The sequence below is a fragment of the Lactobacillus sp. CBA3606 genome (assembly GCF_002970935.1).
Lineage (GTDB): Bacteria > Bacillota > Bacilli > Lactobacillales > Lactobacillaceae > Lactiplantibacillus.
Genome location: NZ_CP027194.1, coordinates 1,752,446 through 1,774,721 on the forward strand (window position 1 = coordinate 1,752,446; position 22,276 = coordinate 1,774,721).

Sequence of the window (22,276 nt, forward strand, 5' to 3'; positions counted from 1 at the left end):
TCATAGCCTGTTTATTTGCTCAGATTACGGTAAAATAGAAGATAACCCAAGATGTTTCACGTGAAACATTTAAAATTAACGGTTAGTGAAGGGATTGGTCAGCATGGCGGCAAAGTTTCAATTCGAACCAACAGCAATAACGGCATTAAAGGATCAGTATGATGTGATTATTATTGGTTCTGGCAGTAGTGGCTTAGTTAGTGCAGTTCAGGCCCATGAGTTAGGATTGCGGCCGGTTATTTTAGAAAAAATGCCTAAAATCGGTGGCAATACGACGCGGGCATCTTCTGGGATGAATGCGGCTGAAAGCTTGGTGCAATTAAAACACCACGTGGTGGATAGCTATGCTGATTTTTATCATGAGACTTTGATTGGTGGCGGTCGTCAAAATGACCCAGCCTTGTTGGATTATTTTGCGTCACATGGCGCCTTAGCGCTTGATTGGCTGGCAGCACATCAGATTGAACTAGACGACTTAACCATTACCGGAGGGATGCGAGTTAAACGCACCCACCGACCAAGTAGTCTAGCACCAATTGGGGGCTTTTTGATCACGCAATTATTAAAAGTGATTGCAGCTGAAAAGATTCCACTGTTTACTGAAGTCACGGTGACCAGCTTACAACAAACGGAAGCTAAAGTTACGGGAGTACGAGTGACCTTAGCCACCGGTGAAGAACGAACGTTACAAAGCGCAGCGGTAATTTTAGCCACCGGTGGTTTTGGCGCCAACCGGACTTTGATTGGCAACTATCGGCCAGATTTGACGGCTTATCAAACCACTAATCAACCAGGTGCGACCGGTGATGGCTTAACTTTAGCCACCCAGGTCGGCGCACAACTAGTTGATATGGATCAGATTCAGGTTCATCCGACTGTGCAACAAGAGACGGATCATCCGTTCTTAATTGGTGAAGCCGTGCGTGGCGAGGGCGCTATCTTGGTCAATCAAGCGGGACAACGGTTTGTGAACGAGTTAGCGACCCGAAAAGCTGTCACAGCGGCGATTGACCAGTTACCAACTAAGCATGCTACTTTGATTTTGGATCAATCTGTACGGCAACGCGTGCCCGCAATTGAATTTTACGATCATATGGGGTTAGTTGAAACCGGCGCAACCTTAACTGAATTAGCGGCTAAAATTAATCTGCCAGCTGCGGCGTTAACGCAAACCGTGACGACTTGGAATACGGCCGTGGCGACACAAAATGATGCGGCTTTTAACCGGAAAACTGGCATGAGTCATGGCCTTAAGACGGGACCATTCTATGCGATTCGCATTGCACCAGCTGTACATTATACGATGGGTGGGGTTAAGATTAACCGGCAAACCCAAGTCTTAAATGCCAACCAACAAGTGATTCCAGGGCTCTATGCGGCCGGTGAAGTAGTTGGCGGGCTGCATGGAAATAACCGGATTGGTGGTAACTCAATTGCTGAAACCGTGATTTTTGGTCGGCAGGCAGGGCAACAAGTCTATCGTTATTTAACGGCACTTAAAACTGAATAAACTAAAGCGGGGCCGTCAAATATGGCGGCCCCACTTTTTGTAACTGATTGGAAGGGGTGCTGAAATCGGCAAAACTGTGGCAATTAATGTGTTTGTTCAGAGAACTAAACAGCCGAAAGTGACTAACCAATTGGTACTTTATTAGGTTGTCACGATAAATAAGTGCTGATTTGGATGCGATGGGGCATCCAAATCAGCTACGACCGAATTATGGGTGCACCCCTTATTAGTGGGGAGTGTTTTCGATGAAGCCAAAAGCATTTTTACCAATCGGTCAACTTGGAAAGTGAAAACGACTTAAGCTTGCTTGATGAAGTTTTGACCGGCTTTAATTAAGTCAGCGGTCTGCTGATTAAGTAGCGGTGGTAATTGGTCGAAATCAAAGTAGGCTAGTTTTAAAGTTTCATTGGTGGCTTGACGTAAAACCTGTCCGCCAACTGCGCGGACTAAGAATAGTCGCGTGATTGTTTGGGCGATATCGCCATTTGGATAGGCGGTTTCGCCGCGATCAAAAATACCAATGGGGGCTACTATCTCAACCTTGAGGCCACTGTCTTCTTCGTATTCGCGGACGCAAGCAGTGGCATAAGTTTCGCCGTATTCTAAATAACCACCGGGTAAGCTCCAATTATGGGTATCAGTCCGTAAGTTCAGGAGTACCCGTTGCTGTTCATCAACTAAAATTCCAGCGGCCGTGTTTAAAATAATGGGCTTGTGGCCCACTAAAGCGCGAATTTCTTGAATATAATTTGCCATTATTATGCCTCACCTTCATGGTTGTTAAAGTTAATTATACGCGTTGCTGATAATAAATAAACCGGTTACAGCCGCGGAAATTGCCAATTTTGTTGGGCCTTAAATAGCGACTTTAATGCTAACTGGGTTTGCGCATCCGTCGTTTTTTAGCTAAGATGGTAGCTATATCCTGCTATCATAGTAGCAGTAGTTCTTTGAATAATGAAAAGAGAGAAAACGATGCAAAGAAAATTAAGTACGGGCCAAATGCAGATGATTGCATTAGGTGGCACGATTGGCGTAGGGCTCTTCATGGGTTCTGGCTCAACCATCAAGTGGACCGGACCGTCAGTTTTGATTGCGTATATCGTCGCCGGCGCTTTTTTGTACCTGATTATGCGAGCTTTGGGTGAAATGCTGTACGTTGATCCAAATACGGGGTCTTTTGCCAAGTTTGCTTCTGAATATATTCATCCGGTCTTCGGCTATTTAACCGCATGGAGTAATGTCTTCCAGTTTGTGGTGGTTGGGATGAGTGAGATGATTGCGTTAGGCGGCTATTGCCGCTATTGGTGGCCAAACTTACCAGACTGGATTCCAGGCTTAATTGCGATTGGTTTTTTATGTGCGGCTAATTTGATTTCGGTCAAGATGTTTGGCGCCTTGGAAACTTGGTTCTCCCTCATTAAAGTGGTCACCATCATTTTAATGATTATTGCGGGGCTGGGACTGATCTTGTTTGGTTTTGGGAATCATGGTCATGCTATTGGTATCAGTAACCTGTGGGCGCACGGCGGCTTTTTCACGGGTGGGGTGAAAGGTTTCATGTTTGCCTTAGCAATTGTCTTGGCGTCTTATCAGGGGATTGAACTGATTGGTGTGACGGCTGGTGAAGCTGAAAATCCGCAGAGCACGTTAGTTAAAGCGATCCGGTCGACCGTCGCTAGAATTTTGATTTTTTACGTCGGCGCCATTTTCGTGATTGTTAGTATTTATCCCTGGGATCAATTGAGTCAGATCGGCTCCCCCTTCGTTCAAACGTTTGCCAAGATTGGGATTACTGCGGCCGCGTCGATTATTAATTTCGTGGTCATCACGGCCTCACTATCTGGAACGAATTCTGGGATTTATAGTGCCAGTCGGATGACGTATACCTTAGCGGAAAATCGACAATTACCACACAAGATGACCTTGTTAAATCGCCATGGGGTCCCGTTTTATGCGGTCATTTCAATTTCAATTGGAATTTTAATTGGGGTGTTACTAAATGTGATTTTGCCCTATTACTTTAAAAGTGCCAGTGAAATTTTCGTGATGGTTTATAGTTCGAGTGTCTTACCTGGGATGGTGCCGTGGATTGTGATTTTGATCAGTCAGATTGAATTTCGCAAACAAAATGCGGCTAAGATGGTCAACCATCCTTTCAAGATGCCATTTTCACCGTATTCGAATTATTTAACGTTAGCTTTTTTAGCGTTAACCTTGGTATTTATGTTTATTAATCCGGAAACGCGGTATTCGATTTTAGTGGGAGTTGTCTTTTTAGTTATCATGACGATCATTTACTTCCGAAAATATCGCCAATCAACGGATACACATTAATCAGTTATCAATGATCAGCTTGTGACTTAATGGTCACCGGCTTTTTATTTGGGCAAAAGTTGCGGTAAAATTGGGTATCAACGGATTAATGAAGGGGGTTTTGAGGCAATGGTTAAACAAGGACATTATGCTAGCTCAAGTCGACGGAAGGTTGTCCATCAGCTCAAACAGCATCATCAAGCGCAGGCTGATCGGGTCATTGCCACAGCGGCGATAGCCGAATTTTTACAGGTCCGGTATCATTTGACGCAGGCCGGTGCACAACGGCCAATCGTACGTAAAACCATGCAACGCTGGCTAACGCAGTGGTTGGCATTAGCCACAGCGACGCCTGCCACGACTTGGTCGGTCGCCACTTTGACGGCACAAACGTTGCAAGCATTCAACCGGCAGTTACCTTGGCAGGGGTATGCGCTGGTATTACAAAATTTTGCAGCGTGGCAAGCTTTCTTGGTTAAAGAGGTTCCCGCAGTGCCACTGACGACACGGCTAACGTTGACGGCATTGCAGTCGCCGACACAGATTCAAGCACAGGTGATGCAACAATTGGCGGTGAATGGCTTGTTAGGCTTGCTGGGCCAAGATGAACAGCGATTAGCCCAAGTGACGACGACGCAGGTGGCACAATTACAAACAAGTCTACAAGTAGCGGGTAAGGTGGACTGGCAACGGGTCGCCACGTTACTAGAACCAGTTGCGGCCACGGCTACCAGTCAAGATATAAGTACACAGACTTGGGTGCAACAACTGAGAAAATTAACACCGAAAGATTTTGACTAAATGTTCAAAAAGGAGATGCACTAATGAAATTTATGACGTCTGATCAGGTGACTTTAGATTATACGGATGCGGGCCACGGACAAGCAGTGGTTATTTTAACCGGTTTTGGTGGTGCTAAAGCTATCTGGGCGGCCCAAATCCCGGTGTTGCTTGCTGCGGGCTATCGGGTTATTAATCTGGATGGCCGGTGCCAAGGGCTTTCAGAACACACGGCAAAAGGATTACGGATGAGTCGGCGGGCCCTGGATGCGGCTGAATTAATTGCAGCCTTACAATTAGAAAAACCGATTTTAATGGGAAATTCTATGGGAGCAGCAACTTGGTTTGCTTACCTATCCTTGTTTGGGGATGCTAACGTTGGCGCAGTGATTGATGTTGATCAATCGCCTAAAATGATCAACACCCCCCAATGGCCTTATGGCTTTAAAAAATTAACTTGGACAGATTTTCCCGCTAGTTTCCAGCAACCATTGGGGCGTTCGACCTTCAAACACATTGATGACGCAACGTATGCGCAAGTTAAAGCGGTTGCCAACCAAGCGCCATTTGATGCCCCCTTAATGGGCCCTTTACTGATCAATCACGCTGTTCAAGACTGGCGCGATGTGATCCAACAACTGACCAAGCCGTTTTTGATTATTGCAGGTCAAGAATCCCCTTACTTTAATTCAGATTTTGCGGCGGTTGTGGCGCAGACCGCCCCACAAGGGCAAAGTGTTGTGATTCCAGCAGCCGGCCATATTGTTATGGCTGAACAGTCAGCCGCGTTTAATACCGCATTATTACATTTTTTAGCAACGGTAACGTCAAGCGATGAGGATTAGCATCGCTGTTTAGTTGTTTTTGTTGACTAAATATGCCATAATTTGTTCGAATATATTTTAGCGATGGGGTAGGCTAAATTAAGCGAACGAAATGGGGATGGCTTAATGTCAATTCATCAAAACAATTTTTATGCTAACGAATTAGGCCGGCTGGTTAACGTGACGGTGATTTTACCGGAGCCAATGAATTCGGCGGGGAAGGTCGCCGCTACTTTCAGTCGCGGGTCAGCCCAATTACCTGTTATCTGGCTGTTACATGGTTTAGGTGGCGATGCGACGACGTGGATCCGCCAGACTGCAATTGAACGTTTAGCGACCCAGTATCGCGTCGCTGTCGTGATGCCACAAACGGAACGCGGCTTTTATACGGATATGGTCACTGGACCCCGGTATTGGACCTTTTTGACGACTGAATTACCAGACCGATTACGATTCATGTTCCCACTAAGTGCCGCCCGTGAACAAAATTTTGTGGTCGGAAATTCCATGGGTGGGTATGGGGCCTTGCGATGGGCGCTAACGTATCCAGAACGTTTTGCCGCCGTTGCTGCACTATCACCAGTGACGGATTTGGCACGTTTTCGGGTAGAACAGGCCGCAATTATGCCCGATTTTGACTTAGCGTTTGATCCGCAACATTTAAGCGATACGCCGGTTGGCATTGATTACTTGTTACAGCACTTGTCCGCACCTAGCCAGACCTTACGAGTCTTAATGACGACGGGGAGTGAAGATATGTTGCGGGCAATGGATGTCGCCTATCAGCCCCGGTTTGCCAATGCCTTTAAAACGAATTTTACGTGGCAAGAATTACCTGGACGTCACGATTGGCCGTTGTGGAATCAGCAGTTGCCGATGGTGATGCAATGGCTATGTGGCGAACAGTTGGCGCCATTGTAAAATTGTTTCACGTGAAACAATTGCTAAAACTCAAAAAAATCCCCGCCGGAAATTAGCTTCCAGCGAGGATTTTTTTGTTAATCAGTTTTAAGATTTAATTTAAGCCCGGATCTTTTTCCAAAAAGTGGAAGCGGATGAACTTACCAATTTCAGTGACAATTAGGACCACAATTCCAGCTAGGATGGGAATTCCCCAGCCGTAACCAAAGCTAACGTTGGTTGTGTGGAAGACTGATTGCATAAATGGCAAGTAGACAATCCCTAACTGTAGCAGAATAAGAATGCCGACAATGTAAAAGGCCATTTTATTTTGAAAGAGGTATTTAGAAATGACGGGATGGTTATTCCGCAAGTTAAACAGGTAGAAAATCTTCCCAAAGATAATGATGTTTAACGACATCGTACTTCCGACCACATTTGGCAAACCTAACGCAGTTAAGTAGTCGTAGGCGAAAATACCTAGTCCGGAAATGAGCAACGAAACATAGACAATTTCAAAGGAGTCTAACTTGGATAAAAGTCCGGCTTTGACGTTTCGCGGCCCGCGGGCCATAATCCCAGCCTCGGGTGGTTCGAAAATAAACGCAAACTGAATTGTTAATGCCGATACCATGTTAATCCAGAGTAACTGTGTCGGGTAGAGGGGCAATTCATGGCCCATTAGAATACTGATGATGACGACCAAGCCTTCTGCAAAACTGGTTGGCAGTAAAAAGCGAATCGTTTTCCGAATATTATCAAAGACGTGGCGACCTTCACGGACTGCCGCCACTATGTCGGCGAAATCATCGTCTGCTAAGACCATATTAGCAGCTTCTTTGGCGACTTCAGTTCCCTTAATCCCCATAGCAACCCCAATATCGGCTTGTTTTAAGGCTGGTGCATCGTTGACCCCGTCACCAGTCATTGAAACGACGTGTTGATTAGCTTGTTGTGCGCGGACAATCCGTAATTTATTGGCCGGAGTAGCGCGGGCAAAGACATTGTAGTCATCAATTTGGGCGTTGAGTTGTTGATCATCTAAAGCATCGATTTCAGGCCCCGTGATGGTTTTGACGTGTGGCGCTAAAGCCAACTTGTTGGCAATTGCCATCGCCGTATCTGGGTGGTCACCGGTAATCATTTTAACTTGGACACCAGCTTGGCGAAGTTCCGCAATGGCGGCAGCGGCTTCTTCACGGGGTGGGTCAATGATTCCGACCATACCGGCTAAGGCTAAGTTGCTAATGTTTTTGGCATCAATGGTCGTCATGTCTGGCGCAACGACTTGATAAGCTAAGGCGACGACGCGCAAGCCATCTGCGGTTAGGTCGGCCATGGCATGATCCCAATAAGTGGGAGCTGTTTTTTGATCGGTTAATCGCAAAATAGTAGCGGGCGAGCCTTTGACCATCAATAAGCGTTGGCCGTTAAAGTCAGCTAAACGTGCGGAGAATCGGAAAGCAGAGTCAAAAGGTAGCGAGTCGACTTCGGCTACTTTCGGATCATGACCAGTCATCTTACGATAAAGCGTTGTTAAGGCGCCATCGGTCGGTTCACCGGTCAGTTCCCATTTATTGTTTTCAAAATGCAATTGTGCATCAGTGGTTTGACCGGCAATATTGACTAGCCATTCCATGCTTTCATCCTGATGCCAATCCATTGTTTGACCGTTTAGTTTTAAGGACCCGTCGAAGTTAACGCCACCATCGGCATCATAACCCACACCAGTAACATCGAAGAAATGGTGTGGGGTGACCACTTTCGTGACGGTCATTTCATTTTTAGTTAAGGTCCCAGTCTTATCGGTATTAACAATATCCACGGCCCCCAGGGTTTCGACAGCGGGTAATGATTTAACGATGACATTTTTCTTCGTCATGCGCCGGGTCCCCATGGCTAAGACAACCGAAGTACTGGCAGGTAAGCCTTCTGGCATGGAACCCACGACCATGGTAATCACGGCAATTAGTAGGGTTGGTAAGCTGTAAGTATCCATCAGCAGGCCCAGACCAAATAACAAGACGGCTGCGACGACGATGGCGATTGATAAGCCGAGACCCAATGAATTCAAGTTTCGCATTAGCGGGGTCGGCTTTTCTTTGACAGCGCCAACCGATTGTTGAATGGCCCCGATTTCGGTTGCTTCGGCGGTTGCCACGACAATGCCTAAGCCGGAACCACTCGTGACCGCCGTTGAAGCATAGACCAAGTTACGCCGATCTGCCAAGGCCAATTGCTCAGCTGGCATGGGCTCTTCAATCTTTTCAACCGGATTGGTCTCACCAGTAAGAATGGATTCTTGCACACTTAGATTATCGGCAGAAATGAGGCGCATATCTGCCGGGACGGCGTCGCCCGCCTCCAAGTTGACCAAGTCACCAACTACTAAGTCGCGCGCATCAATCTCAAGTTTTTGGTTGTCGCGAATGACAAAGTTTTTAGATATCAGCATTTCACGGATGCGCTCTAAGGCGTTTCCCGCTTGACGTTCTTGCACGTAACCAATGATGGCATTGGCAATGATGACCAACCCGATGACGATGGAATCTGAGTAACGATGCATGAGAAACGTCATAATTGCGGCGGCAGCTAAAATATAAATAATACTATTATTAAACTGCTTGATGAACTGAATGAAGCGAGAAGTGTGCTTGGTTTCCAGTTCATTCCGACCGTTTTGTTGTAAACGGTGCTCAGCTTCGGCAGCACTAAGGCCAGTCACAGGATCAGTCCGGTACTTGGTTGCTAAAGTTGGTTCATCAAGCTGCCACAAATGGGTGGTATCCGGAGGCACCTGATCTTGGTCTTCCGGGTTAGTCAACTGCTGATTGTTATTATCTATCATTAAATTCACTCCTATAAAAGTTTTAAATTAAGCTTAACGATGGGGCGCAGTAAAATCGTTACGTTTTTTGGGCGTTAAGCAGGCCAAGGTGGCCACATCCCTTCCGGTTTTAGGTTGTCGTTAGTTATTATTATAAACGAATATTAATCGGCGTTGTTATAAAAATGTTTTACAGTTATATAACGCTTAATTACTTTAGTTGCAATAGTATATCAGATTACCCGTTAAAAGGCGCTAGTTAGCATTGCAACCCGGGTTTAAAACCAGTATGATGGCTAATAAATATAACTAAAAGGAAGCTAACTTGATGATTACCTATCGCTATTCTGTGGCGGCGGATTTACCGGCATTATTCGCCATTGATCAAACTATCTGGAATTCACAAAATAGTCCGGGGCCGATACTAGCCAAGGACCTCGCGGCATATACGCAAAATTATCCAAGCGGCAGTCAATTGGTGGCAGTTCAAGATGAGCAAATTTTAGGGATGATTTCTTGGAATCCAATGCCGCCCTTTATGTCAATGCGATTTACTTGGGATATTGGCATCGGGATTTTACCGCAAGCACAACATCAAGGCGTTGGGCGTGGTTTGATGACGAAACTTAAGGCTGAAGCGCGGCGTCTCGGGATTCATCGGCTTGAATTACGGGTGCTAGCGACTAATTTGGTGGCCCGGCAGTTCTATGCACAACTGGGATTTCAAGTAGAAAGTGTGGCCCGTGAGGCCTTTTACTTAGATGGTCATTTTGTGGATGACTATGGCTTGGCTTATTTGATTGATGAGTAGTGGAAATCAGTCAAGATCGGCGTTAATAATCGTTACAAAAAAGCGCTCGGGCAACTTTGTCCTGAGCGCTTAGTGTTTTAAAGGCATTACTAGCTTAGTCGATAGGGTCCTTCATGAGTAACCAAAGGATTAAGTAGGCGATTAATCCAGGAAACATCGGTGTAATTGCGAGTACGATGAAAATAAGCCGTGCGAGATTGGCATTCCAGTCGTAACGGGTGGCAATGCCGCCAATGACACCGGCAATCACACGATTTTGATTGGAACGATGAATGTTAATTTTCATGACGAAAGCCCTCCTTGAAGTGTATTTACACCTAGTGTAGCGTGTTCAGACTGGTCCGTCTACTAAGAGGCTTTTAAGCGGTTGGAAATGGATGTTCAGTGAGTACTGTTGTGTAGTAAGCGATTTCCTGGAGTGCTTGTGATAAGCCTTTGGTATAGCGTGCTTTTAGTGGGGCTGCCGCGATGAAGTGACCATCGGGTTGCAGGTTGTTTTGTAACTGACCAACAGGGGTGGGTTTAGGTAAGACCAGCATGCCTAGCCGTTGTAAGACGGGGACCAGCGCTGCCGCACCAAACTGGCCACCACGCATGTTATCAGCATATGAAACGAGTTTAACCGGTTTACGCTGGCCTTCAAAAGCCAGAAAATCGAGGGCATTTTTGAGCGCGGCCGGCATCGCATGGTTATACTCTGGTGTCAAGATGAGGTAACCGTCTGCTTGGGCCATATCACTAACCCATTGTTGCTGATTAGCGGGTAAGTGACGCTGGTTGTTTGCCATTGGTGGTAGTGCTTCATCAAAAAAGGGTAGATTGTATTGAGCTAAGTCTAAAAAGGTCGTCTTGAGACCTAATTCAGTACATAATGCAGGTGCCGTCAGCTGCAAATGGTTGAATAAAGCCCGACCGAGGGAACTTTTACGGGTACTACCTAAAATAATCGCAATTGTTTGCATAAGTAATTAACTCCATTTCGTTATTGATTCGCATGAATACAAAATGTTATTATAGACGGATAATCTTAATAATACAAGTATTTATTCATGTGAATTAAAAAGGAGATGAAAAGATGACCGAACCGTTAATCGAGCAGATAATGTCTGAATTAAATGCATTTATCGCCCAAGATGGCGTTGATGATGACGAGAAACAATGGGCGCAACGACAGACGACGGATGTCCACCTGCAACAGCAACTCAAGCAATTGTCGACTACCGATATTAAGGTAATTGCGCAATTAGCGACACAATCGGCGACGCACGCTAAAGCATTGCCACAACTAACGACGTTGTCACAAGCGACCATCTCACGAGCAGTTACTAAGTTAGCGCAGGTGGGCTTAGTTGAAAAATTTCGGAGTTTGCAAAACAATAAAGAAGTTTTAGTGCGGTTAACGACAGCGGGGCAACAGGTGGCACAACTCCAGCACCAATTAAAGCTGGCGATTGCTGCACAAGCCAGCGCCATTGCTGCAGACTATACGCCAGCAGAATTGACCCGGTTCGTGACCTTGATGCACCGAATTCGCCAAATCAAGCTGTGACTAGCATCTGGGAATGATAAGTCATTGACAGCCACGGTCAAAATTGTAAGTTAATAGCTGACAAGCCATACTCAGTTCTGGTATTGAAAGCGATAATGACCTTTTATATTCAGTCGTAAAATTGGAATTTTCGTTGAGATACTAATTTTGATCAAAGCTTAGTAAAACAGATTTTACTTGTTGAAACCTCCTATGAAATGCAGCGCACTGAAAATCAAAGGTGTGCCAGTTACGCTAATATTTCCCGGGAAATAATCGTGAACTACTCAAAAAATGTGGGCTGAAATGTGATAAGCTAGGTTGTACTATCTTGACTTACAAAAAATTAGTAGTCGCTAGATTTGGAGATGATAGTTGTGGATGACGCAGAACGTGAGCGCGGACCATGGCATCGTAATTTAATTGTTTTATGGTTTTGTACCTTTGTGGCTGGGATGGCATTTAGTGAAATTATGCCATTTTTGTCATTGTTTGTGAGCCAGCTAGGAGACTTTAATAAGCAGCAAGTGACCTTTTATAGTGGTCTTGCCTATGCGGCTGATTATGCTATTTCTGCTATTTCCGCACCATTATGGGGTATTATTGCGGATAAAAAAGGTCGTAAAGTGATGTTACTACGCGCTTCGTTAGGGATGGCGTTGGCGATGGGGTTAATGGGGTTTGTCACCAATGTTTGGCAATTAGTTGCTTTACGGGCTTTACAAGGTGTCTTTGCCGGTTTTATTTCCAATGCGCAAGCGCTAGTCGCTTCTCAAACACCACGTAAATATAGTGGTCACGCATTGAGTACCTTAATCACTGGGGCCGTTAGTGGTCAGTTATTTGGGCCGGTTATCGGTGGTGTCTTAGCCGAAGTGTTCTCGATTCGAAATACGTTCTTTATTACGGCGGGGTTATTAGTTGGTGCATTCTTGCTGAGTTTGTTCTTCGTGCAAGAACATTTCAAACCAGTTGATCATCATCGAGAACCGGGTGCTAGTCGCAATCCATTGGCAGCCTTTCAAAATCCTAAGTTAATCATTATCATGCTGTGCTCGACCATGATTGTCCAACTAGGGAATGCGTCAATTGCGCCGATTATTAGTTTATATGTGCGCGAATTGATGCATTATAAAGGCCCAATTACGGTTGTGGCCGGGATTATTGCTGCCTTACCCGGAATTTCTAATATTTTAGCGGCCCCTCGGCTAGGTCGGTATGGCGACCAGCATGGTTCAGGGCGGGTGCTATTGTTTGGGTATGTTTTTGCAGTTATTATGTATTTCCCACAAGGTTGGGTCACGAGTGTGATTGCCTTAGGGTTGTTACGATTTGCGATTGGAATTTCTGATGGGGCACTGTTCCCAGAAATTCAAACCTTATTGACTAAGAATACGCCAGTGCATTTGACGTCAACGATTTTCAGTTACAATCAGTCTTTTCAGGCGATTGGTAATATGTTAGGCGCTTTGTTAGGTGGCGTAATTGCTGGGATTTTTGACTATAATTCAGTCTTTATTCTGACTGCCGTGATGTTGGCCATTAACTTAGGCTTGATTTTGTGGTTGGTCCCAGGAATTTGGAAACAACAGGGGTCATTAGCTGAATAGTACGGTCTAAATGGTTAGGGAGGCGTACCTCGCTAACCATTTTTTGTTGTCAAAATTGAAACGAAGGCGTATGGTAATTCTATGACTATCGAACTAAAACAACAGATTAGTGAAGACCAACAACGTATCGCAATCTTTAAAGCTTTGGCTGATCAAAACCGATTGCGAATTATCCGAGTACTTTATCAGACGAACCGTGAAATGACTTGTAGTGAGGTAGGTGCGCAATTAAAGATTAGCAAGTCCACGGTGTCTTATCATTTTAAAGCCTTACGATTAGTTGGTTTAACTAATACACGGCGCGTGGCGCAGACGAAGTATTTGTCTTTACGCGCCGCGACGTTTGACCAGTATTTACCTGGTTTTTTAAGCACGCTATAATTTTTCTGAAACTTAGTTCGATATTTGTCGAATTAAGTAAGCTAAGAGGAGTGGATTTTCATGTTGAACACGCATCAGCATAGCCGTTATCTGACTTTAGGCATGATGTTAGCCGCCGCTAATATGCGTTTGCCGATTACAATGATGCCAGGGTTAATCAGTAGTTTAAAACGAACTTTAGGTTTACCGAGCTCAATGGCAGGTTTATTGACGACGATTCCGTTGCTGACCTTTGCCGTGATGTCACCACTAATTTCACGGTGGGGTCGCCGGTTTGGCAATGAGCTGACCATTTATGCCATGCTGGTTATTTTAGTCATCGGCAGTTATTTACGGGTGATTCCGTCAATTACTTTACTATTTTTAGGGACGTTATTGGTTGGAATTGGCGCTGATGGTGGCAATGTCTTGATTCCAGCAATTATTAAGGATAATTTTCCAACTAAGATTGGCGTCGCTACCAGTGAGTATACCTTGTCAATGCTACTTATCGGTGCCTTTGGGACGGGACTTTCTGGCGTACTAACAGCGTATTGGTCGCTACCAGTTACAATGGCAGTGCTGTCGGTGCTAGGGATAGTTAACTTAATTGCTTGGGGACCAAATCTGAAATATAATCACCGTGCTGAACGTCCCACCGTTAAGCGTCAGGTGAGTGCCGTAGCACATGCTAGTGTCTGGCGGTTACCCTTAGCTTGGGTGGTGACGGCGTTCTTTGGGTTACAAGCCTTGGTCTATTATTCATTGTTAACGTGGTTACCGACTATTTTAGTGGCACATGGCTTCACGCTAGTTGCTGCCGGAAACTTAGTCACTGTCATGCAATTAAGTGGACTACCAATGTCGTATTTAGTACCGGCGACGGCTAGTAAGCCAGCCGGTATACGCGCAATGGTGGCGGTTGTCGGTGTTGGCTTTATCGCTGGGATTGCTGGCATTTTGGTTGGGGGACTCAACTTTGTAGTTGTTGCCGGCTTATGTGTGTTAATCGGTCTCGGCTCAGGTGCGGCTTTTAGCCTGGCAGTGGTGTTCTTTACGCAAAAAACGACGACTGGTTTTGAAACCGCAGACTTGTCAGGGATGGCCCAATCCGCCGGCTATTTACTGGCGGCCGTGGGTCCGGTTGTTTTCGGTTGGTTAGGGAGTCAGCTTGGCTGGACGCCAGTTCTGTGGTTGGCAATTGTTTTTTCAGCCTTACTCACATTAGCAGGCCTGGTCATACAGCGACATCCGTCAATCTATGACTAGGGTGTTGGGAGTGTCATTTTATTAAATTAAAAAAATTTAAAATTTACGAACTAATTAGTTGCCTTAGAGTAGGACTAAGGTCTTAAACTGAGCATTGTTAACTTAATCAAGCTATCTTAATTAGGAGGGCCCAACAATGGCAGTAATTCAGATTTTAGTCGTTGTCTTGGTTGCGACTGGGTTATTGACCCTTATTGGTGATCCGACACGACCACTAGCAACACAACGGATTAGACGGCGGCACTAAGCCGATTTTAACTAATGAATTTAATTATAGAAATGGAGATTTCTAAAAATGACAGTACTAACAGATACGTATACTTTAACCAATGGGGTTGAAATTCCACAGGTGGCTTTCGGTACTTGGCAAATTCCAAGTGGTGATACCACCTATCAAGCAGTTAAAAATGCGTTAGCTGCGGGCTATCGGCATATCGATACTGCTTTAGCTTATGGTAATGAACGTAGTGTCGGTGAAGCTATTCGTGATGCCGGTATTCCACGTGACGAGATTTTTGTCACGACAAAACTACCTGCTGAAACGAAGTCTTATCAAGGAACATTAGCGGATTTTGACCAATCACTAAAAAACTTAGGTTTGGACTATGTTGACTTGTATATCATCCATGCGCCATGGCCATGGGGTCAACTTGGAAGCAATTATGATGAAGCTAATCTAGAAGTTTGGCAAGCGATGGAAGCTATTTATCGAAGCGGTCGGGCCAAAGCTATCGGGGTTTCTAACTTTGCTGTCCACGACTTGAAAAATCTACTAAAACAGGCTGAAGTTAAACCAATGGTTAATCAGATTCAATACTATTTAGGCTATACTGAACCTAAGATTACGGCGTTTTCAACGGCCAACGGGATGTTGGTTGAGGCTTATTCGCCTTTAGCAACGGGTGGACTGGTCCACAATCCGGCAATTCAGCAAGTCGCTGATCACTATCAGGTTAGTGTCCCACAGTTGGCGTTACGTTTTGTGCTCCAAAATGGCATTTTACCGCTACCTAAGGCAATCAATCCGGCCCATATTGAGGCCAATACTAAGTTAGATTTTGAAATTAGTGCGGCGGATATGGTGACCTTAAATGCGATGTCGGTTGTGGATGCTTCTGTTTTTCACAATCCAACCCAAGGTTAAAAAGTTGCGGGTCAAATAATTGACCGCCCCCCGGTGACAGGGACTACACTAAGACTTGTAAATGAAGCCAATAAAAATGATAGGAGCAAAATTTGATGGCAACAATTAATGCCGCTAATGCGGGCACTTATGCATTTGATGATAATTTTAAGGTTAATCGGTTAGGTTACGGGACCATGCAATTGACTGGACCTGGAACCTGGGGTCCTTACAAAGACCCTGAAGCAGGGATTAAAGTCGTTAAGCAAGCCCTTGATTATGGGATTAACTTCTTTGATACTGCGGATTCTTATGGCCCTTGGTTTGCGGATCGGTATTTAGCAGCTGGTTTAAAGGGCGCTGCTAACCGGGATCAAATCTTTATTTCGGATAAAGTTGGTCAAACTCGGCAAGGACCAAATATTTGGACGCCACATGGTGAAGCCAATTATTTGCGGCAACAAGTTGAAGTGTCCATGATGACGTTGGGCTTAGACCATGAAGACTTGGTATTCTTGCATCGAATTGACAGTCATTTTTCAGTGGCCGAACAGGTCGGTGAATTGAAGAAATTACAAACCGAAGGCAAAATCAAGCATATCGGCTTAAGCCAAGTATCGGTTGCCCAAATCAAAGAAGCTCAAAAGGTCGCTAAGATTGATGCGATTGAAAACTTATACAACGTTGCCGACCATCATGATGATGACGTGGTTGATTATGCGGCTGAACAAGGCATGGCTTTCTTGCCTTGGTTCCCATTGGCAACTGGTAAATTAGCACAGCCCGGCAGTGCATTGAGCACGATGGCTGAAAAGTATCACGTTAGTCCGGCTCAAATCGCCTTAGCTTGGTTATTGAAGCGGTCAGCGAATATCTTGCCAATTCCTGGGACCAGTTCCGTGGCTCATTTGGCGGATAATGTTGCAGCTGCCAACGTCGATTTGACGACGGCTGACTTCAACGAACTAAGTCAATTAAGTCTTAAATAGATTATTAGCGTTTGGGCTCAAACCCGAACGCTTTTTTGTGCTTGTTTTTTTGAACCAGTTACGTTTAGAATAGAGAAAGCTTAAGTTGAAAGAGGATGGATAATCAGATGAAGACGCGCCTTGAAAGTAAGACACCAATGATTTATTTGGCGGGACCTTGGTTTACAGCGGGTCAACCCGAACGGTTAGCGAAGATTGAACAACTCATGAATGAGTTAGAATTAACGTATTACAGCCCACGCCTAGATGGAATCGATCTTACGCCAGATGCAACTGAGGCTGACCGTAATGCTGTTTTTGATGACAATGTAGCGCATTTGAAGCAAGCTAAGTTAGTCGTTGCGGTTGTGGATGGTTTTGACACAGGGACAATCTGGGAGACTGGTACGGCCTTTGGACTGAACATTCCAGTGGCCTATTACGCTGAGACTTTAGCTGATGGAACTTTTAATGTAATGTTGGCGAAATCAGGCAAAGCAACAGTCCAAAACATGGCTGATTTGAAGGCATTTTTACAGGATCCGACGACGGATGACTTTCAGTATGCTGGTGCGATTCGATAAATACCATAATCATATAACTAAATAACGCCATTCTGATAATTTTTTATCAGAATGGCGTTATTTAGTTTAAGTAGATTTTTAAACTAATCTAAACTTTTATCAAGAATTGAACGTAGAACTTTCTCACGTAGTGCAACTGCATCTACTTGGTTACGATTTTCATAGCCTTGAGTGAGCACATCACAAATGTATAGCTGTGAAATTCGCCCAGCAACTGAACCACCATTTAGAAATTCTTCGATGGCTGTTTGTAAAACGACATCACCGAGTTGAGCGACAGGACTATTTAAATTATTGGTAATCGCAATAACCTTAGCCTGGTTATTCTTGGCAATTTTTAGGGCATCATAGGTATCTTTAGTTCGGCCGGTTAGAGACAGACCGATAACTAAATCAGTTGATTTAAATAATGAGGCAACTTGCGCCTGAATATGTGGATCACTAACGGGCGTCGCTTGCACGCCCACACGTAAAAGGATTGAAGCAAATGATTCACTTACTTGGGCACTGCCACCAACACCAAAAATATAAATCGATTTAGCCTGACTCAGCAAATCAATAGCCTGGTTTAGTCGGTTAGGATCAATTAATTGAGCAGTCGCAGTTAAAGCATCTTGTAGATGGCGATTAATATCATCATAGTAATCAGCTGGTCGGGTCTGTTCCTTTTGAGTAAAATCCTCTTTAGCAATTTCGATTTTGAAGTCAGAAAAGCCACTAAAGCCTAATTTTTGACAAAAACGAATAATGGTTGCATCACCAACTTTAGTTGCCATTTTGATATCACTCATTGTAGCGTACATTAGTTGACTACCAACTTTTAAGACGTAGTCGGCAACTTTTTTTTCTGAACGGGTTAGCGTTTCATACTGTTCATGAATTAAGTAATCATAGCGCAACAGTTATCACCATCCTTATAGGTAATATTATACGCTATTCCAAATGAAATTAAATTGGAGTATTACTCCATAAAAATAAATAAAGCGCTTTACATTATCCAAAACAGCTGTTATATTTTATTTGGAGATAAAATCCAAAAAGATTGTTTATGGAGGAATTACGGATAATGAAAAAATCACAATTTTTATCACAAATTAAAAATGGTCTCATTGTTTCTTGCCAAGCATTACCGGGGGAACCGTTGTACACCAAGACTGGTGGGGTGATGCCACTATTAGCAAGTGCCGCACAACAGGCCGGAGCAGTCGGAATTCGGGCGAATTCAATTCGGGACATCAAGGAAATTCAAGGCGTTGTTGATTTACCAATTATTGGCATTATAAAAAAAGACTATTTACCAGAGAAACCATTCATTACAGCCACCATGCAAGAAGTTGATGCGTTAGTTGCGGCCGGGGTTGAAGTAGTTGCGTTTGATTGTACTGATCGTCAACGTCATGATGGGCTAACCGTGACGGCCTTTATTCAGCAAGTTAAAGCCAAGTATCCTGATCAATTATTGATGGCTGATATTTCAACTTTTGATGAAGGGATAACTGCTTGGCAACAAGGGATTGACTTTGTCGGAACCACACTCAGTGGCTATACAGAAGAAAGTCCTAGACTAATTGGCCCTGACATTGATCTGATTAATAAGCTAGTAGCTGGCGGGGTTGACGTGATTGCCGAAGGTCGTATTCATAGTCCTGAACAAGCGCAGGTCGTTCATAGTTTAGGTGTGGCTGGAATGGTCGTTGGTGGGGCAATTACGCGGCCTTTAGAGATTGCAACGCGCTTTATTCAAGCAATCAAATAACTTTTTAGGAGGATTGAAAAATGTTTAAACAATTTTCTAAGCTGGGTCAAGCTTTTATGCTGCCAATTGCTATTTTACCCGCAGCAGGATTATTACTTGGATTAGGTGGGGCTCTAACGAATAAAAGTGCGTTGACGGCATACCCTTTCTTAGATGTCAGTTGGTTACAAACCATTCTAAAAGTAATGAATTTTGCAGGAAATGCTGTTTTTGCTAATATTGCGCTAATCTTTACAGTTGGGATTGCAGTTGGTTTAGCTAAAGGGGATAAAGGGACGGCAGGGTTGTCTGGGGCGGTAGCGTATCTAGTGTATACCGCTACAATCAGTGGATTATTACAATTGTTTTCCGCCAAAGATGCTGCAATTGATACGGGTGTTTTAGGGTCCATTGTCGTTGGTGGGGTAGTTGCCTATTTACATAACCGCTACCGTAAAATTGAATTACCACAATTTTTAGGTTTCTTTGGTGGATCAAGGTTCATTCCCATTGTTTCTTCCTTCGCAGCAATCGTTTTAGGTATGATTTTTTACTTAATTTGGCCACCGATTCAGGGATGGTTAGTGGTTGCGGGGAAAGAAATTGCAACCTTAGGTAGTATCGGAACTTTTCTCTATGGCTTCTTACTTCGTTTACTTGGTGCGGTTGGTCTGCATCATACTATCTATCCTATGTTTTGGTACACCTCTTTGGGCGGAACCGAAGTTGTAGCTGGTCATACGATTCAAGGGGCACAGAACATTTTCTTTGCTCAATTAGCTGACCCCAACCATACGGGATTGTTCACCTATGGGACACGATTCTTTGCTGGTCGATTTGCAACAATGATGTTTGGCCTACCAGCTGCGGCACTAGCAATGTATCATGCCATTCCAAAACGTAATCGTAAACAAAATAGTGGCTTGTATTTTAGTGGCGCTTTGACATCGTTTTTAACAGGTATTACTGAACCTTTAGAGTATACGTTTTTATTTGTTGCACCCTGGTTATATGTTATTCATGCGTTCTTAGATGGCTGTTCTTTCTTTGTTGCTGATATTTTAAATATTCGAATTGGCAATTCATTTTCCGGTGGCTTGATTGATTATTTACTCTTTGGTGTGCTACAGGGTCAAGATAGGACGCATTGGATGTATGTTATTCCTTATGGGATTGCTTGGGCATTTATTTACTATTTTGTTTTTTCATTTTGTATCAAAAAATTTAAAGTTGCTATTCCAGGAATGGTAGATGTCGATAACACTAGTGTCGTAGAATCCAGCAGTAGCGATAGTGATTTAAATACGCAATCGCAAATAATCATTGACGCATTGGGCGGTGCAACGAATATTGAATCAATTGAAGCTTGTGCGACGCGATTACGAATTGCGGTTAAAGATAGTGGCCTAGTTGATAAAACGCAGCTTAAATCATTAGGTGCAACTGCTGTTCTTGAAATGGGTGGCGGTATTCAAGCTGTTTTCGGTGGTAAAGCAGATTTGTATAGTCAAGAGATTAATCAGATTTTAGGTACTGATTAGGAGGAAAAATAAAATGTTTAAATTTTTGAAGAAAAAAGTAGCGTTGAAGTTAGTGGCACCGGTTGATGGTCAAATAGTAGCGTTAGAAAATGTGAACGATCCTGTTTTTTCACAAAAGTTAATGGGAGAAGGGTTTGGTATTCAGCCAACCAGTGGTCAAGTGTATGCGCCGATTAGTGGTACGATTACTAGTGTGTTTAAGACTAAACATGCCATCGGTCTAACGACGCCGGAAGGATTAGAAATATTAATACACATTGGTTTGGATACGGTTGAATTGAATGGTGTACCATTCAGCATCCAGGTTAAAAAAGATGATCAGGTTACTCCTAAGACCGTTTTAGCGGATGTCGATTTTGAGCAAATTAAAGCTGCTGGTAAAGAGACCGTTGTATTAACGTTGGTTACTAATTCTGCGACCCAGTTAGCTGAGTTAACGGCGATTAGCACGCAACCGATTAAACATGGGGCGGAAGTCACTAGTCTAACCCTTAAATAAAGTATCAAAAAGGTTGCTTGATCAGATTTTGATTAAGCAGTCTTTTAAGTTAAAAATAAATAAAGTAATAAAAAGCCTAAGTTCATTAAGGCGAGTTAAAGAACTGGCTGGTTGCTGTCGTTTGAGTAGCATTTTAACGGTCAATCGGTTAATTTGAAGAAGTCCCGAAGATAAACTGCCACGCCATCTTGCGTATTGGGCAATGTGACTGCCGTTGCGGCTTGTTGCACAATAGCTGGCGCGTTACCCATGGCGATACTGTGATCGGCAACTTGAAACATACCCAAGTCATTCAAGCCATCACCAAAAACTAAAGTGTGCGCACGGTCAATGCCGGTTGCTTGTTGAATGGTGGTAATAGCAGTGGCTTTATCAACACCATGCGGGATTAATTCTAAATTATGCGGGTTAGAACTCGATAAATTTAGGGTGGTTGTCTGGCCTAGTTCAGTGCGAATTGCCGCCAACTGAGCAGGGTTTCCGTAGGCAATTGCATTGGTGATATACCCAGCAAGCTTGGGCAGATATTCAGGCCCAATCAACGGTAATGCATTTAAATCTGGCATTGTGACGACGTTGGCGCGGGCAGCGTCAGCTTGATAAGGCGGTTCGTCACCCGTGTAGTATAAACGATTGGTTTCAAAGAAGAAGACTTTGCAATCGTGGCCTAAGACGGTCTGATAAATGGTTGTGAGCTGGTTGGCTGATAAATAGGCCGTCTGTAGCTGGTCGCCGAGTTCAAAAGTCGCACCGTTTGCGGCGATAATTTTAACTGGACCGCCAATTTGGGCCGCTGCTTGTCGAGCTAAGGGCAACATACGGCCGGTAGCAATGTAGAAGTGGTGTCCGCGCGCCATCAAGCGCTGGAGGGTAAGCTGGGTCGCCGTCGTCAGGCGGGTATGGTCAATCATAAGTGTCCCGTCGACGTCGGAAAAGATTAAATAAGGTGTCATCATTAACGTCACTCCTTATTAAACGATTATACTAGAAGTTAATCGCGGTTGGTGTAAAGGCCAATAAATATCATGATAAAAGCCTAAATTAATCGTAATTAAATGAAAGTAAGGGCTTTTTTTCAGTTCAAACTAGAC

General features: G+C 44.2%; 22 protein-coding genes. 16 read left to right on the forward strand and 6 right to left on the reverse strand.

Features of this window, described 5'->3' with window-relative positions:
* The first annotated feature begins 103 nt into the window (after positions 1-103).
* Entirely contained in the window at positions 104-1,510 is a 1,407-nt protein-coding gene (locus C5Z26_RS08530; protein WP_105449543.1) for a flavocytochrome c, read from the forward strand.
* A gap of 297 nt (positions 1,511-1,807) precedes the next feature.
* On the opposite strand, the gene C5Z26_RS08535 is transcribed toward C5Z26_RS08530, so the two are convergent.
* A complete protein-coding gene (locus C5Z26_RS08535) occupies positions 1,808-2,266 on the reverse strand; it encodes an NUDIX hydrolase (protein ID WP_105449544.1) in 459 nt (152 codons plus the stop codon).
* A 219-nt stretch (positions 2,267-2,485) separates the two neighbouring features.
* On the opposite strand from C5Z26_RS08535, the gene C5Z26_RS08540 reads away from it, so the two are divergent.
* From C5Z26_RS08540 to C5Z26_RS08555, 4 genes are all read left to right on the forward strand, one after another.
* Positions 2,486-3,847 carry an amino acid permease gene (locus C5Z26_RS08540; protein ID WP_105449545.1) on the forward strand — a complete coding sequence of 454 codons (1,362 nt, stop codon included), beginning with the start codon at positions 2,486-2,488 and terminating at the stop codon, positions 3,845-3,847.
* A 108-nt stretch (positions 3,848-3,955) separates the two neighbouring features.
* The gene (locus tag C5Z26_RS08545) at positions 3,956-4,627 is read left to right on the forward strand and encodes a hypothetical protein (protein WP_105449546.1); all 672 of its coding nucleotides are present in this window, start codon (positions 3,956-3,958) and stop codon (positions 4,625-4,627) included.
* Between the two features lie 23 nt (positions 4,628-4,650).
* The gene (locus C5Z26_RS08550) at positions 4,651-5,451 is read left to right on the forward strand and encodes an alpha/beta fold hydrolase (protein WP_105449547.1); all 801 of its coding nucleotides are present in this window, start codon (positions 4,651-4,653) and stop codon (positions 5,449-5,451) included.
* Positions 5,452-5,556: 105 nt separating this feature from the next.
* Entirely contained in the window at positions 5,557-6,351 is a 795-nt protein-coding gene (locus C5Z26_RS08555; protein WP_105449548.1) for an alpha/beta hydrolase, read from the forward strand.
* Positions 6,352-6,445: 94 nt separating this feature from the next.
* On the opposite strand, the gene C5Z26_RS08560 is transcribed toward C5Z26_RS08555, so the two are convergent.
* Positions 6,446-9,178 carry an HAD-IC family P-type ATPase gene (locus tag C5Z26_RS08560; RefSeq protein WP_105449549.1) on the reverse strand — a complete coding sequence of 911 codons (2,733 nt, stop codon included), beginning with the start codon at positions 9,176-9,178 and terminating at the stop codon, positions 6,446-6,448.
* Between the two features lie 307 nt (positions 9,179-9,485).
* On the opposite strand from C5Z26_RS08560, the gene C5Z26_RS08565 reads away from it, so the two are divergent.
* Positions 9,486-9,968, forward strand: coding sequence for a GNAT family N-acetyltransferase (locus C5Z26_RS08565; RefSeq protein ID WP_105449550.1), 483 nt, complete (start codon positions 9,486-9,488; stop codon positions 9,966-9,968).
* A gap of 94 nt (positions 9,969-10,062) precedes the next feature.
* Here C5Z26_RS08565 and C5Z26_RS08570 read toward each other — a convergent pair whose 3' ends face one another.
* Together C5Z26_RS08570 and C5Z26_RS08575 are read right to left on the reverse strand one after the other, a co-directional pair.
* A complete protein-coding gene (locus C5Z26_RS08570) occupies positions 10,063-10,254 on the reverse strand; it encodes a PspC domain-containing protein (protein WP_105449551.1) in 192 nt (63 codons plus the stop codon).
* A gap of 73 nt (positions 10,255-10,327) precedes the next feature.
* Entirely contained in the window at positions 10,328-10,930 is a 603-nt protein-coding gene (locus tag C5Z26_RS08575; RefSeq protein ID WP_105449552.1) for an NADPH-dependent FMN reductase, read from the reverse strand.
* A gap of 113 nt (positions 10,931-11,043) precedes the next feature.
* Between C5Z26_RS08575 and C5Z26_RS08580 the strand changes: the two genes are divergently transcribed.
* The 7 genes from C5Z26_RS08580 to C5Z26_RS08610 all read left to right on the forward strand — a co-directional run bounded on the left by C5Z26_RS08580 (position 11,044) and on the right by C5Z26_RS08610 (position 17,410).
* Positions 11,044-11,517, forward strand: a complete 474-nt coding sequence (locus C5Z26_RS08580; RefSeq protein ID WP_105449553.1) for a MarR family winged helix-turn-helix transcriptional regulator — start codon at positions 11,044-11,046, stop codon at positions 11,515-11,517.
* Positions 11,518-11,873: 356 nt separating this feature from the next.
* A complete protein-coding gene (locus C5Z26_RS08585; RefSeq protein ID WP_105449554.1) occupies positions 11,874-13,106 on the forward strand; it encodes an MFS transporter in 1,233 nt (410 codons plus the stop codon).
* Between the two features lie 81 nt (positions 13,107-13,187).
* On the forward strand, positions 13,188-13,487 hold the full coding sequence (locus C5Z26_RS08590) for an ArsR/SmtB family transcription factor (RefSeq protein ID WP_105449555.1): 300 nt from the start codon (positions 13,188-13,190) through the stop codon (positions 13,485-13,487).
* Between the two features lie 60 nt (positions 13,488-13,547).
* Positions 13,548-14,735 (forward strand): CynX/NimT family MFS transporter, encoded by a 1,188-nt coding sequence (locus C5Z26_RS08595; protein WP_105449556.1) that lies wholly within the window; start codon positions 13,548-13,550, stop codon positions 14,733-14,735.
* 295 nt (positions 14,736-15,030) lie between these two features.
* Positions 15,031-15,879, forward strand: a complete 849-nt coding sequence (locus C5Z26_RS08600; protein WP_105449557.1) for an aldo/keto reductase — start codon at positions 15,031-15,033, stop codon at positions 15,877-15,879.
* Positions 15,880-15,974: 95 nt separating this feature from the next.
* On the forward strand, positions 15,975-16,847 hold the full coding sequence (locus tag C5Z26_RS08605; protein ID WP_105449558.1) for an aldo/keto reductase: 873 nt from the start codon (positions 15,975-15,977) through the stop codon (positions 16,845-16,847).
* A gap of 107 nt (positions 16,848-16,954) precedes the next feature.
* Positions 16,955-17,410 carry a nucleoside 2-deoxyribosyltransferase gene (locus C5Z26_RS08610; protein ID WP_105449559.1) on the forward strand — a complete coding sequence of 152 codons (456 nt, stop codon included), beginning with the start codon at positions 16,955-16,957 and terminating at the stop codon, positions 17,408-17,410.
* Positions 17,411-17,493: 83 nt separating this feature from the next.
* On the opposite strand, the gene C5Z26_RS08615 is transcribed toward C5Z26_RS08610, so the two are convergent.
* Positions 17,494-18,309, reverse strand: coding sequence for a MurR/RpiR family transcriptional regulator (locus C5Z26_RS08615; protein ID WP_105449560.1), 816 nt, complete (start codon positions 18,307-18,309; stop codon positions 17,494-17,496).
* 167 nt (positions 18,310-18,476) lie between these two features.
* On the opposite strand from C5Z26_RS08615, the gene C5Z26_RS08620 reads away from it, so the two are divergent.
* The 3 genes from C5Z26_RS08620 to C5Z26_RS08630 are packed head-to-tail and all read left to right on the forward strand — an operon-like array spanning position 18,477 to position 21,185.
* Positions 18,477-19,166, forward strand: a complete 690-nt coding sequence (locus C5Z26_RS08620; protein WP_105449561.1) for an N-acetylmannosamine-6-phosphate 2-epimerase — start codon at positions 18,477-18,479, stop codon at positions 19,164-19,166.
* A gap of 20 nt (positions 19,167-19,186) precedes the next feature.
* Entirely contained in the window at positions 19,187-20,686 is a 1,500-nt protein-coding gene (locus C5Z26_RS08625; RefSeq protein WP_105449562.1) for a PTS transporter subunit EIIC, read from the forward strand.
* A 13-nt stretch (positions 20,687-20,699) separates the two neighbouring features.
* On the forward strand, positions 20,700-21,185 hold the full coding sequence (locus tag C5Z26_RS08630) for a PTS sugar transporter subunit IIA (RefSeq protein WP_105449563.1): 486 nt from the start codon (positions 20,700-20,702) through the stop codon (positions 21,183-21,185).
* A gap of 140 nt (positions 21,186-21,325) precedes the next feature.
* Here C5Z26_RS08630 and C5Z26_RS08635 read toward each other — a convergent pair whose 3' ends face one another.
* On the reverse strand, positions 21,326-22,141 hold the full coding sequence (locus C5Z26_RS08635) for an HAD family hydrolase (protein WP_105449564.1): 816 nt from the start codon (positions 22,139-22,141) through the stop codon (positions 21,326-21,328).
* Positions 22,142-22,276 lie beyond the last annotated feature (135 nt).

Bases quoted from the DNA above. Each gene is read 5' to 3' on its own strand.
- C5Z26_RS08530 (WP_105449543.1), top strand. From the start codon at position 104: ATGGCGGCAAAGTTTCAATTCGAACCAACAGCAATAACGGCATTAAAG.
- C5Z26_RS08535 (WP_105449544.1), bottom strand. From the start codon at position 2,266: ATGGCAAATTATATTCAAGAAATTCGCGCTTTAGTGGGCCACAAGCCC.
- C5Z26_RS08540 (WP_105449545.1), top strand. From the start codon at position 2,486: ATGCAAAGAAAATTAAGTACGGGCCAAATGCAGATGATTGCATTAGGT.
- C5Z26_RS08545 (WP_105449546.1), top strand. From the start codon at position 3,956: ATGGTTAAACAAGGACATTATGCTAGCTCAAGTCGACGGAAGGTTGTC.
- C5Z26_RS08550 (WP_105449547.1), top strand. From the start codon at position 4,651: ATGAAATTTATGACGTCTGATCAGGTGACTTTAGATTATACGGATGCG.
- C5Z26_RS08555 (WP_105449548.1), top strand. From the start codon at position 5,557: ATGTCAATTCATCAAAACAATTTTTATGCTAACGAATTAGGCCGGCTG.
- C5Z26_RS08560 (WP_105449549.1), bottom strand. From the start codon at position 9,178: ATGATAGATAATAACAATCAGCAGTTGACTAACCCGGAAGACCAAGAT.
- C5Z26_RS08565 (WP_105449550.1), top strand. From the start codon at position 9,486: ATGATTACCTATCGCTATTCTGTGGCGGCGGATTTACCGGCATTATTC.
- C5Z26_RS08570 (WP_105449551.1), bottom strand. From the start codon at position 10,254: ATGAAAATTAACATTCATCGTTCCAATCAAAATCGTGTGATTGCCGGT.
- C5Z26_RS08575 (WP_105449552.1), bottom strand. From the start codon at position 10,930: ATGCAAACAATTGCGATTATTTTAGGTAGTACCCGTAAAAGTTCCCTC.
- C5Z26_RS08580 (WP_105449553.1), top strand. From the start codon at position 11,044: ATGACCGAACCGTTAATCGAGCAGATAATGTCTGAATTAAATGCATTT.
- C5Z26_RS08590 (WP_105449555.1), top strand. From the start codon at position 13,188: ATGACTATCGAACTAAAACAACAGATTAGTGAAGACCAACAACGTATC.
- C5Z26_RS08595 (WP_105449556.1), top strand. From the start codon at position 13,548: ATGTTGAACACGCATCAGCATAGCCGTTATCTGACTTTAGGCATGATG.
- C5Z26_RS08600 (WP_105449557.1), top strand. From the start codon at position 15,031: ATGACAGTACTAACAGATACGTATACTTTAACCAATGGGGTTGAAATT.
- C5Z26_RS08605 (WP_105449558.1), top strand. From the start codon at position 15,975: ATGGCAACAATTAATGCCGCTAATGCGGGCACTTATGCATTTGATGAT.
- C5Z26_RS08610 (WP_105449559.1), top strand. From the start codon at position 16,955: ATGAAGACGCGCCTTGAAAGTAAGACACCAATGATTTATTTGGCGGGA.
- C5Z26_RS08620 (WP_105449561.1), top strand. From the start codon at position 18,477: ATGAAAAAATCACAATTTTTATCACAAATTAAAAATGGTCTCATTGTT.
- C5Z26_RS08625 (WP_105449562.1), top strand. From the start codon at position 19,187: ATGTTTAAACAATTTTCTAAGCTGGGTCAAGCTTTTATGCTGCCAATT.
- C5Z26_RS08630 (WP_105449563.1), top strand. From the start codon at position 20,700: ATGTTTAAATTTTTGAAGAAAAAAGTAGCGTTGAAGTTAGTGGCACCG.
- C5Z26_RS08635 (WP_105449564.1), bottom strand. From the start codon at position 22,141: ATGATGACACCTTATTTAATCTTTTCCGACGTCGACGGGACACTTATG.